Annotated in this window: 8 protein-coding genes; 5 read left to right on the top strand and 3 right to left on the bottom strand. The window is 64.1% G+C overall.

The annotated features are described in order from the left end of the window. The first annotated feature begins 12 nt into the window (after window positions 1–12). Window positions 13–891, top strand: coding sequence for a Coq4 family protein (locus tag HGI46_RS11695; protein WP_168904317.1), 879 nt, complete (start codon window positions 13–15; stop codon window positions 889–891). A gap of 138 nt (window positions 892–1029) precedes the next feature. Further along, window positions 1030–3465: a TonB-dependent receptor gene (locus HGI46_RS11690; RefSeq protein ID WP_168904316.1), complete on the top strand. Its 2436-nt coding sequence runs from the start codon at window positions 1030–1032 to the stop codon at window positions 3463–3465. A gap of 77 nt (window positions 3466–3542) precedes the next feature. Here the strand turns inward: HGI46_RS11690 and HGI46_RS11685 are convergent, their stop codons facing one another. From HGI46_RS11685 to HGI46_RS11675, 3 genes are read right to left on the bottom strand one after another with little or no spacing between them, the layout of a single operon-like run. Next, window positions 3543–4361, bottom strand: a complete 819-nt coding sequence (locus HGI46_RS11685) for a Coq4 family protein (RefSeq protein ID WP_168904315.1) — start codon at window positions 4359–4361, stop codon at window positions 3543–3545. Between the two features lie 4 nt (window positions 4362–4365). Further along, the gene (locus HGI46_RS11680) at window positions 4366–6171 is read right to left on the bottom strand and encodes an acyclic terpene utilization AtuA family protein (protein ID WP_168904314.1); all 1806 of its coding nucleotides are present in this window, start codon (window positions 6169–6171) and stop codon (window positions 4366–4368) included. After that, window positions 6164–7903, bottom strand: a complete 1740-nt coding sequence (locus HGI46_RS11675; protein ID WP_240946716.1) for an FAD-dependent oxidoreductase — start codon at window positions 7901–7903, stop codon at window positions 6164–6166. The genes HGI46_RS11680 and HGI46_RS11675 overlap by 8 nt, the downstream gene beginning before the upstream one ends. Window positions 7904–8159: 256 nt before the next feature. Here HGI46_RS11675 and HGI46_RS11670 point away from each other — a divergent pair, with 256 nt between their 5' ends. The 3 genes from HGI46_RS11670 to HGI46_RS11660 are packed head-to-tail and all read left to right on the top strand — an operon-like array spanning window position 8160 to window position 11448. After that, window positions 8160–10295, top strand: a complete 2136-nt coding sequence (locus HGI46_RS11670; protein ID WP_168904312.1) for an FAD-dependent oxidoreductase — start codon at window positions 8160–8162, stop codon at window positions 10293–10295. After that, on the top strand, window positions 10295–10822 hold the full coding sequence (locus HGI46_RS11665; protein ID WP_168904311.1) for an Lrp/AsnC family transcriptional regulator: 528 nt from the start codon (window positions 10295–10297) through the stop codon (window positions 10820–10822). Before HGI46_RS11670 ends, HGI46_RS11665 begins: the two co-directional genes overlap by 1 nt. Further along, a complete protein-coding gene (locus HGI46_RS11660; RefSeq protein WP_168904310.1) occupies window positions 10819–11448 on the top strand; it encodes a nuclear transport factor 2 family protein in 630 nt (209 codons plus the stop codon). Before HGI46_RS11665 ends, HGI46_RS11660 begins: the two co-directional genes overlap by 4 nt. Window positions 11449–11452: the final 4 nt, after the last annotated feature.

Genomic DNA, 11452 nt, shown 5'->3' with positions numbered 1-11452 from the left:
AAGGATGCCGACATGAGCGAAGCAAAGATCGGCGATGCCGACAGGGCCTACTTCAATGGCCGGATCCAGAAGATCGAGACGCAGAGCTCGGTCCTAGTCAGCTCTTCCAAATACCTGAACCATTCGGGCCTGCGCGCGCTGATCGCGCAGGAGATGCTGCGGCGGAACGGGCCTGACCTGCCCAACACCGCCTACATCCCGGAAGTGGCTCAGATCCTCCACGATCTCGAGGACATGCCCCGGATCATCGAACTGTTCGAAATGGAGAAGGCACGCCTGCCGCTGTTCAAGCGCTGGCTCGACCGCAAGAGCCTTTCCAACTTTACTCTTGCCGAGACCAAGGACTGTGCCCCCGGAACGCTGGGCGCGGCGATCCATGATTTCATGGCGAACTCGGGCTACCAGCTCGACCTGTTCTTCCAGGAAATCCAGGTGGTGAATGATTTCACCTACTACCTGCGCCAGACCGCGCTTTCGCACGATATCGAGCACATGATCACCGGCTTCGGCCCCAACCATGGCGGCGAGATCGCGCTGCTATCAGCCAACATGCACGCCAAGTCGCTCTATTTCCATCCCGAGCTCAGCAACTTCTTCAGCCGCATCGCCTATTACCTCAAGGCGAAGACGACGATGAAGGACGCCCTGTTCTATCCCGAAGCGATGGTCGTAAATCTCGAGGCGGAGTTCATCGGCGCGCAGCAAGGCCGCAACTGGAAATACCCGCTGATGCTGGTCGACTGGCGCGAATATGCCGACGTGCAGATCGAGGACATCCGGCGCGAACTGAACATCACGCCGGTTATAGACAGCCGCTGGGACGACACCAACCGCCTCTGCAACGAGGACGACCCCAACTATGGCTTGCCGATGATGGAAGCCGCCGAATGAGGACAGACGCCATCACGAAAGGACCACCGATCTGAAGGCTCAGGGGCGGCGAGCGCATTGCGCCTCGCCGCCCCTTGCGCATCGGCGCCACACGCCGGGCGAAATCAAAAGAATGACAACAACGGAGGGAGAGAAACGATGAATGCACGGCATATCCGCAGCAGGTACCTGCTCGGCTCGATCCTCGCGGCGGGCACACTGACGCTTGCCCCCATCGCCCAAGCCGCCGAAGGCGCAGCCGAAGAGCCACAGGCCTCAGGCGAATCCACCGGCCAGTCCGCTTCAGTCCAGGAAATCATCGTTACCGCCCAGCGCCGCGAGGAAAGCCTGCAGAAGGTCCCCGTGGCCGTTACGGCAATCGGCACCGAACAGCTCGAAGCCCTGCGCGTGACTAGCGTGCGCAACCTCGCAGGCCTCGCGCCCAGCCTCCAGTTCAATGCGCAAGGGCAGCAGTCCAACCCCACGATCATCATTCGCGGCGTCGCCTCGGGCACCTCGTCCAACTCGGTGGACCCCAAGGTCGGCATGTATGTCGATGGCGTCTACATCGGTCGTGCGGTCGGCTCACTGCTCGACTTTTCCGACATCCAGCGCGTCGAAGTGCTGCGCGGGCCGCAGGGCACACTATTCGGCCGCAATGCCACATCGGGCGCGATCAGCATCACGACCGCTGCGCCCAAGGGGGAATGGGGCGTCCGCGCCACCGGTTCCTATGGCAATTACGATGCGTTTCGGGGCAAGATCTCTCTCGATCTGCCGCAGATCGGCCCGTTCTCGATCCGCCTGTCCTATCTGCATGACCAGATCGACGGCGACGTGACCAACACCATGGCGGGCAAGGGCCTCAACATCGCCCTGCGCGCACCCGAATTTGGCACGCAGCGCTTCGTGAGAAAGCTTGGGCACCGCAACGTCGATGGCGGACAGGTTGCCATCCGCGGCGAGTTCGGCGCGCTGACCGCCGACTACCGCTTCGATTATACCGACACCCGCGCCTCGGGCCGCGCGATGCAAAGCCTCGGCGTCATTCCCGATGCCTCGGGCCAGTTGCTCGGGCCGATCGTCGCGCTGCAGCCGTTCTTCGGTGGCACCACCAACGAAGGGCTGAACGGGCCGCTTTCCTCGGTCGCCGCTGCGACCAGCGAGGAGCACATCGTCACGCAGGGCCACAGTCTGACCCTGTCGCTCGAGGCCAGCGACAACTTCACCGTCAAGTCGATCAGCGCCTATCGCAAGTTCCGGCAGGACCCGGTGATCTTCGACCTTGGTTCGGCAGGTGGCATGCGCTTCACCTTCCAGCAACTGGGCGCGTTTCTCACGCCGGGACTTACCCCGCAGCAGATCCAGGCGATCCTGTTCAACCCGGCCAATGCGCCCGGCCCGAATGACTACTTCTTCCCGCTGCTTTCGGCCCGCGCCACCAATCAGGAGCAGTTCAGCCAGGAACTGCAGTTCCAGCTGTCGGGCGACAACTACCAGCTTACCGCCGGCCTGTTCTACTTCAACGAACGCTCGCCCGGTACCGAAGTGCTCGGCATCCTCTCGCCCACGCCTTCGGCGACGATCGTGCCAAGCCCGCTTGATGCCATCTTCGGCAGCGGGTTGACCCGCACGGTCGGCGTGAACGATTCCATGGCGGGCTATGCCCAGCTTACCTGGAAACTATCCGACCAGTTCGAGCTGACCGGCGGCTTGCGCGGCACCATCGACGACCGCGAGTTGCAGATCTCGGCCATTTCCGGGGCGCAGGGTGGTTCGCTCGGCGTCGGCACCTACAAGCAGACCTACAAGAAGCTGACCTATACCGGCATCGCCACCTGGCGGCCCAACGAGCAGACCATGATCTTCGCCAAGATCGCCACGGGTTACGTTTCGGGCGGCATTCTTTCGGGCATTCCCTATCGGCCCGAGAACATGACCAGCTATGAAGTTGGCGCCAAGACCCAGTTCCTCGACAACAAGGTCCGCCTCAACATCGCCGGATACTACAACAATTACAACGACCTGCAGACCCAGAACTTCATCAACGGGCGCCAGTTCTTCGACAACGCTGGCAAGGCCCAGATCAAGGGCTTCGAGGCCGAGCTCGATGTCGTGCCCGTGGCGGGGCTGACCCTTTCGGGCAGCGTGTCCTACACCGATTTCGATTATGATACTTTCATCCTCAACGGACAGGACGTTGCCGCCTTCGCCCGGCCCACCTACTTCTCGAACTGGACCGGACGGGCAGCGGCAAGCTGGAACTCGGCGGACTTCACGGCCAATGGCGGGCACATAACTGCCCTGATCGAAGGTCGCTACCGCAGCACTTACTTCCTCACCTCCACACCCTTGCGCAATCTGGCCGGGCAGGAAGTGCTGGAAGACCGCAACAAGCAGCCCGCGTTCTGGCTGGTGAACGGACGCCTCGGTGTGGCCGATGTGCCGCTGGGCGGGTCGCGCGTTTCGCTCTCGGTGTTCGGCGACAACATCTTCAACAAGCGCTTCATCAGCTTCGGCGCGCCGGTGCTGCTATTCACCGGCACATACGAGCGCGGCCGCACTTATGGCGTGGAGCTTGGTGTCAACTTCTGATCCGTGGACCTTTGATCAAAGTGCAACAGGGAGAGGGGCCGGGGCGAAAGCTCCGGCCCCTTGGTTGTTCCAAGCCGTCAGTTGTATTCCGGCCAGAGCAGCGATGCCTCGCGGCTATCGAGGTCTACTGCCCCTACGATGCCCAGTGCCTCGCGTGCCTCGGCGATCGAGAGGTGAAATACGTCCTCATACTTCGCCATCCAATAAGGTCCGGATTGCTCGCCCACATCCAGGCCGCAGCGCACGGCCTTGAGCGCGGTCGGGAATGCCGCCTGATAGTGCAGCCCGGTGCGCGAGACGAGCCTGAGCGCGCCGAGCAATTGCCCGGCGTTTATCAGGCCGACCAGTTCCGGATCAAGGAAGCGCGGAAGGTTGGATAGCCGGGCGAAATAAGGCACCAGCTCGCCGATGATGTCGAACCCGCCGCCGCAGACGATGTGTTCCAGATCATGCGTCTGCCCGCTGCGCAGCGAGAAGTATTCGAACTGGTTGCGGGGCACGAAGCGCGGCACGATGTCGATCTCGAAGCCGTTGTCGCGCAAGTAGCGGCCGAAGGTGTGGCCGAGTGAGCCCACAGGGTGTTCAAGCAGTTCATCGACGGTGAAGTTCGACGAGAAGCCTTCGGTAAACCATGCGTCCAGCTCGGGCCAGCGCTTGCGCTCCGCCGTGAACAGTTCTTCGATGCGCGGGACGTCGAACACTTCGGCAAGAATGCCATAGAGCTTGTGTGCATCGAGCGTGGTGGGGGAATCCTTGCCGCTCTTGCGCAGGTACGCCGTTGCGAGCCAATCCCGCAGGCGCGGCTCGTTCAGGTAGGGCGAATTGCTGACCAGCATGGTGCTGTCGGTCGCCACCGGCTTCGCACCGCGCGCAAGGTAGGGCAGGTCATCGGCCATCGGTCTATCCTTTGTCGAATAGCGAGCGCGGCAGCTGGACCGGCATCTCCAGCAGGTGCTGAGCCATGCTCTTTGCGGCCGCATCGAAGCGCGGCGAGAGGTTGATTCCTCCGCCCTGCGCATCGTGGGCCAGAAAGTTGATCCCATGGACGCCCGGCACCTCGAAAGCCTCCATCCGGGCATTGGCAGGATCGTCGAACAAGTGGCGATACCAGTTGGTCACTGAATCGACGGTAAGGCTCGCCCGGATCCATGGCAGGTATTCCGCCCGCCGCGCGATCACGGCCACGTTGAACAGCTGCCCCTTGTCGCCACTGCGCGCCCAGGCCAGCCGGATCAGCGGAAGTTCGACGAAGTCGCCCTCTGCCACAGGCACTTGCCCCTCGATCTGCGGCAGCACCGCCGGATCGAAGCCCGGCGCCACCGGATCGGCAAAGTCCAGCGCCGCGCCATCGAGCGTCACCGCTTGCGTCACCCGCGCCCGGTCGATCAGGCCGAAGAACATGCCCGTCAGCGGAAAGGCCCTCGGCGCAGCGATGATCGGCGCGATGGACGTGCCCACGGCCATGTTCATGATCGCCGTGGTCTGCTCGCGCCCGAACAACATGCACGCCGCCGGGTTGGCATGATCGACCACGATCTTGAGCAGCACTTCGCGCGGCGCCAAGGTCTGCGCACGCGGCCCCCACGCGGTCTCGGTGCCGATCACCTCGACATGAGTCTGCCGCCACGGCCCCCAACCGCGCTCTTCCTGCATTGCCGAAACGCGTTCGAGCAAGGCTTCCGCCGTCCGCCGCGCCTTGGACACTGCATCGATCCCGCTGACCGGAATCAGCGCAACCGAGCGCCAGCCATCGTCGTAAGTCCCGCACAGCTTGAGCGTTTGCGGCGGCGGATATCCCCTCGCCCCGCGCACCAGCACCCGGTCCGGGCCGACCTGCTTCAGCGTGATCCCGGTGAAATCGCACACCACATCGGGCACAATGTAGGCGCGCGGATCGCCGACCTCGTACAGCAGCTGCTCGGCAATCGTGCCCACCGAAACCAGACCGCCGGTGCCAGCGGGCTTGGTCATCACCACGCTGCCATCGGCATGGCATTCGCCCACCGGGAAACCGATGTTGGCCCAGCCTTCAACGTCCTGCCAGTCGGTAAAAGTGCCGCCCGTCGCCTGCGCCCCGCATTCGAGCAAGTGCCCCGCTACGGTCCCCGCCGCCAGCAAGTCAAGGTCGTCAGGCCCCCAGCCGAATTCGTGGATCAGCGGCCCGAGGATCAGCGCGGAATCGACCACGCGCCCGGTGATCACCACGTCCGCCCCGGCATCAAGCGCGCGGGCAATGCCGAACGCACCGATATAGGCGTGCATGCCAATGTCGCCTTCGGGCAGGGCTGCGCCGCTATACATGTCGCGCAAGCCCTCGGCGCGAAGCTCTGGTACGAGATGCTCGACATCGTCGCCGGTCACTGTCGCCACGCGAAGCTCCAGCCCCTGCTCGCGCCCGCGCTGGCGGATCAATTCGGCCAGACCTTCCGGATTCATGCCCCCGGCATTGGCGGTGACGTGGATGCCCCGCGCCTTCAGTTCCTTGAGGTACGGCCCGATGTGGATGTCGACGAAGTCCGGCAGGAAGCCTGAGCGCGGATCGGCCTGCTTCATCCGCCGGAAGATGCCCATCGCCCCTTCGCCGAGGTAGTCAAAGGCGAGGTAGTTCAGCCCCTCAACCTTTAGCAGTCCCGGCACCGCGATCGCGCTGTCGTTCAGCGCCCCGCTTGCCCCGCCGATGCGGACAATCTTTCCCGAGTCAGTCATTGGCCCCGGTAAGGTCACGCGCGGCGACATAACCGAAGGTCATCGCCGGCCCGATGGTCACGCCCGCGCCCGGATAGCTTTCACCCATCGCCGAGGCGGCATTGTTGCCCACGGCATAGAGTCCGGCGATCGGCTGCCCGGCATCGTCGACCACTTGCGCCTTGGCATTGGTGCGCAGGCCGCCGTTTGTGCCAATATCCCCCGGATAGATCGGCATGGCGTAGAACGGCCCCTCGGTCAGCGGGCGCAGGCAGGGGTTGGGCTGGTGGCGATAGTCGCCATACATCTTGTCGTAGGCCGCCTCGCCGCGATGGAATTCGGGGTCCTCGCCCTTGGCCGCGCCAGCGTTAAAGCGCGTTACCTGAAGCTCCAGAGCCGCGGGATCGACGCCCATGGCCTTGGCCAGTTCGCCGATGGTGCGCCCCTTCTTGAGGATCGACTTGACCGCGCCAGATTGCAGCCAGTCGGGCACCAGCGGCAGCAACGGTCCCATCGGGAACTGGTGGCGGTACTTGTGGTCGAATACCATCCAGCTGGGGCTGGCGTCGCCGAATTCGCGCTGCCGCCGCGCCATCTGCTGGCCGACGATGTGGTATGACGCCGCCTCGTTGAGATAGCGCTGGCCCTTCTGGTTGACCATGATGCACCCCGGCAGCGCGCGCTCGATGGTGCAGAGTCGCCCGCGATCTTCGCCCGGCACATGGAACACCGGCGCGGCCCATGCCGAATGCATGTTCATCGTGCCCGCGCCCACGGCCTCGCCCGCCCGGATCGCATCGCCGGTGTTGCTGGTCACCCCTCCCGAGGCCCAGGCCTTGTTGTAGAGCGGCGCGTTCGCATCGCGCATCTGCTGGTTCTTGTCGAACCCGCCCGCCGCCAGCACCACACCCTTGCGCGCGCGGATGGCAAAAGGCTTGCCGTCCTTCTCCACCACGATGCCGACAACCTTGCCGTTCTCGGTGAGCAATTCGCGCATCGGCGTCTTCAGCCACACCGGCACGCCCGCTTCGTTGAGCGCGACGCGCAAGCCCCCGGTCAGCGCATTGCCCAGCGTCAGCCGCCGGTCCTTGCGCGAGGTGAAGCGCAGCGGCCAGTCGAGCCAGTACTTGGCCATGTTCTTCGCAAGGCCGGTAAGCCAGCCCGGCCCGCGATAGAGCAGCTGGTAGGTCTCGGCGAAAGTCCAGTTGAGGTAGCCGAACAGGCTCGCGGCCGGCGATGGCAGCCGCTGCGTCTTGAGGTCCTCACCCAGCAGCGTGCCGTCGAACATCTCGGGCAAGTGCGTGCGGTAGCCGGTCACCGAGCCACCCGGATTCTCCGCATGGTAATCGGGGTAGGGTTGCGAGGTGTAGGTGACGCCGGTGTTCGCAGTCACCCAGCGCAGCATCGGCGCGGCGTTCTCGACATAGGCGCGGATGTTCTCGTCGGGCACGTTGTCGGCCGAAAGCGCGCGGACGTACTTGAAGGCATCGTCGAGATTGTCCTCGAAGCCCAAGGCCTTGGCCTGATCGCTGCCGGGAATCCAGATGCCGCCGCCCGAAGTCGCGCTGGTTCCGCCCCAGAGCTTGTCCTTCTCGACCACCAGCACTTCGGCGCGGTTCTTTGCCGCCACCAGCGCAGCCAGCATCCCGCCCGCGCCCGATCCGACGATGACCACGTCGACTTCGCTCTGCCAATCCATGCCCATCTCGATCCTGTCCCGGATTCCTTGGCGGAAGCCCTTGCTATCAGGCAACGCAGATGCCGCTAGGGCGCGTGCATTGTCAACACCATGCGTAACCTGTGGCGGAACTTTCTACGAATCCGCCAGATAATCCGCACCAAACAGGCATTACTCGGTGGCTCCCGTCATCGTGATTGCGCAACGCCCTTGTTTTTCACGTCTCGCACCTTGATTATCGTAACCGTATGATCCATGGATTACGCAATAATCGACAATTTGGCTGCGTGATCGCTCGACGCGCTGATGCCAACGGACGAGGAAGTGCCACGTGTCATCCAACCTCTACCCCCACCTGCTTTCGCCCGGCCGCATTGGCACGATGGAGACGAAGAACCGCATTGCCGTCACCGCCATGGGCGTAAGCCTTTCGGAAGACGACGGCACTGTTGGCGAACAGCTGATCGCCTATCATGAAGAGCAGGCGCGCGGCGGGGCGGGCCTGATCATCTGCGGCGTGGCCGGCGTGGCATGGCCGGTCGGCGCCGTGGCCATGCAGCAGACCGCTATTTCGGACGATCGCTTCATCCCCGGCCTCAAGGCGCTGACCGACCGGGTCCATGCCCAAGGCGCGAAGATCGCCACGCAGCTCCACCACGGCGGCTTCGTTGCCGGCTACAGCTTCAACCGCTGGGGCCACAAGTTGTGGGGCCCGGCCGTGCCGCCCGCGCCCAAGGGCAGCTTCATCGACTACTTCCTGATGGAGGAACTCCAGGCGCTGGCCGGTATGAAGATGCCCGAGCTCAAGGTGCTCGAACAGGCCGACATCGACCTTGCCGTGCAGCAATTTGCCCAAGGCGCGCGCCGCGCCAAGGAAGCCGGTTTTGACGGGATCGAGATCCACGGCGGGCATGGCTACCTCCTGTCCTCGTTCACCTCGCCCTACACCAATACCCGTACCGACCAGTACGGCGGCAGCGTGGAGAACCGCCTGCGCCTCACGCTGGAGGTCATCGCCGCGATCCGTGCCGAAGTCGGCCGCGACTTTCCGCTATGGATCAAGCTCGATTCGCAGGAAGTGGGCAAGCCCGGCGGCATCACGCTGGAAATGGCCAAGGAAAATGCCCGGCTGGTCGAAGCCGCTGGCGTCGATGCCATCACCATTACCTCGTATCATGATACCTCGGTCGGCAAGCTGCATTCGCAGTCCAACATCCCGCATCTCGAAAACTGGAACCTTCCCGCCACGGCCGAAATCCGCAAGGCCGTTTCGATTCCGGTGATCGGCTCGGGTCGTATCGAGGTCGACAGTGCCGAAAACGCCATCGCCAAGGGCGAGACCGACTTCGTCGCGATGGGCCGCAAGCTCCTCGCCGACCCCCACCTGCCGCGCAAGCTGACCGCAGGCGAGACCGAAAAGGTGCGCCCTTGCGTCTATTGCTACACTTGCGTCTCGGCGATCTACATGGGCCAGCCCACGCGCTGCGCGGTCAATGCCAATCTTGCCCATGAGTTTGAAGGCGAAGCGCCTGCCACCAGCGACAATGGCCGCCACGTCGCGGTTATCGGCGGCGGACCGGGCGGTATGGAGTCGGCCCGCCGCCTTTCAGCACTGGGTCACAAGGTCACGCTGATCGAAAAGTCGGACCGCCTGGGCGGCACCTTGCGCTTTGCCAGCCTTGCCTATGAACCGAACGAGCGCCTGCTGGAATGGCTGCGCCGCGAAGTAAAGGAGGCCGGTATCGACGTCCGCCTGTCGACTGTCGCAACCCCCGAACTGCTGCGCGAGCTCGGCGTGCAGAGCGTGATCGTCGCCACCGGCGCGATACGCGGCATGCCTTCGATCCCCGGCAACGATCAGGACCACGTCTACTCGGGCGACGACATGCGCCGCATGATGCTGGGTGAAAGCTCCGACGATCTGAAGCGCAAGACCGGCCTGTTAACTCGCCTTGCCACCAAGGTCGGCGCGGCCACCGGCGCGACTGCCAACCTCGCACTGGTGCGCAAGGCCACCCATGCCTGGATGCCGCTGGCCGATACCGTCACGATCATCGGCGGCGAACTGGTCGGCCTCGAACTCGCCGAATTCCTGAGCGAGCGCGGCCGCACCGTAAACGTGATCGAGGAAGCGCCGCGCATGGGCAAAGGCCTCACCCTAGTGCGCCGCATGCGCCTGATGGCCGAACTCGCCGAACACGGCGTCGGTCTGCACGCCGGTGCCACCGGAATCGAGATCGGCAAGGACAGCGTGACCTTCACTGACGCTGCAGGCCAGCCACAAACTGTTCCCGCCGGCAACGTTGTCGTCGCAAAGGGGGCGTATGGGGATCTGACACTGGCGGATGCGCTGCGCGCTGCCGGGTTCGAAGTCCATGCCATCGGCGATGCCACCGGCGTCGGCTACATCGAAGGCGCGATGCACGGCGCGCGCGCAGCGGTGCGCGCGATTTGCGAAGCGGCCTGATGGCACGTCCTCCCGCCCGCAGCGCGAGCAGCCTTGCCGCCCGCGTGTTCAGCTTTGACGCGACAGATCAGGCGATCATCCGCGAGTTGCGCAGCAATGGCCGCGCCAACAACCAGCAGATCGCCGAGCGCCTGGGCCTTACCGCAACGACTGTTTCCACTCGCATCCGCCGGATGGAGGACGCCAACCAATTGCGTGTCGTAGCCGTGTCGGACTTCTCGGCCCACGGCTTCAACGTCCTGCTTCGCATCTCGGTGGAGGTGGACGGCCGCCCCGCTTCCGACGTCGCCGCCGAACTCGGTGCCCTGCCCGAAGTCTTCGCCGCGCACATGGTCACCGGCCGCTACGACATCGACATGCTCGTTGCCCTGCGCGATTTCGACAGCCTGTCCGATTTCCTGCTCGACAAGCTCTCCACCGTGCGCGGCATCCGCACGCTGACCCCGGCGATCGTGGTCGACATCATCAAGTACAAGTTTGACGAGGCCCCGATCGAGGGGCGCACAACAGGACGCGCCAGCGCATGACAGACGCTTCTCTCCTCGCCCGCATCGACCGGCTGGAATCGCTCGATGCGATCCGCCAGCTGCCTGCCAAGTATTCGCTCGCCCTCGACATGCGCGATGGCGATGCCTGGGTGAACCTGTTCCCCGAGGACGTCCGCGTCGGTGGTGGCAAATCCGGCCGCAAGGCCCTGCGCGACTGGTTCGATGAGACCCACTCGATGCAATTCGACGGCACCAGCCATCACATCGGCGGCCACATCATCGACTTCGACGATCCCGACCACGCGCAGGGCGTCGTCTATTCCAAGAACGAGCACGAGTGCGGACCGGAATGGGTCATCATGCAGATGATGTATTTCGACCAGTACGAACGCATCGATGGCCGCTGGTACTTCCGCCGCCGCCTGCCGCTCTATTGGTACGCTAGCGACCTAAACCAGCCGCCCATCGGTGATCGCAAGATGCGCTGGCCGGGCGTACCGCCCTATCACGGCAGCTTCCACGACCTGTTCCCCAGCTGGAAGACCTACTGGGCGCGCAGCGGCCAGCCGCACGATGGTCCGGTCGAACCCGCCGCCCCGCTCGAGAAGTTCATCGAGACGATGCGCCGCGGCGCGCCGTTGCCCAAGCCTCGCGTGCGGAGCTGAGCGT

The organism is Novosphingobium sp. ERW19, assembly GCF_012641315.1.
GTDB lineage: Bacteria > Pseudomonadota > Alphaproteobacteria > Sphingomonadales > Sphingomonadaceae > Novosphingobium.
Note: the sequence above shows the minus strand (reverse complement) of the source record. Positions and strands in the feature narration are given on the sequence as shown.

Bases quoted from the DNA above. Each gene is read 5' to 3' on its own strand.
- HGI46_RS11660 (WP_168904310.1), top strand. From the start codon at position 10,819: ATGACAGACGCTTCTCTCCTCGCCCGCATCGACCGGCTGGAATCGCTC.
- HGI46_RS11685 (WP_168904315.1), bottom strand. From the start codon at position 4,361: ATGGCCGATGACCTGCCCTACCTTGCGCGCGGTGCGAAGCCGGTGGCG.
- HGI46_RS11665 (WP_168904311.1), top strand. From the start codon at position 10,295: ATGGCACGTCCTCCCGCCCGCAGCGCGAGCAGCCTTGCCGCCCGCGTG.
- HGI46_RS11680 (WP_168904314.1), bottom strand. From the start codon at position 6,171: ATGACTGACTCGGGAAAGATTGTCCGCATCGGCGGGGCAAGCGGGGCG.
- HGI46_RS11695 (WP_168904317.1), top strand. From the start codon at position 13: ATGAGCGAAGCAAAGATCGGCGATGCCGACAGGGCCTACTTCAATGGC.
- HGI46_RS11690 (WP_168904316.1), top strand. From the start codon at position 1,030: ATGAATGCACGGCATATCCGCAGCAGGTACCTGCTCGGCTCGATCCTC.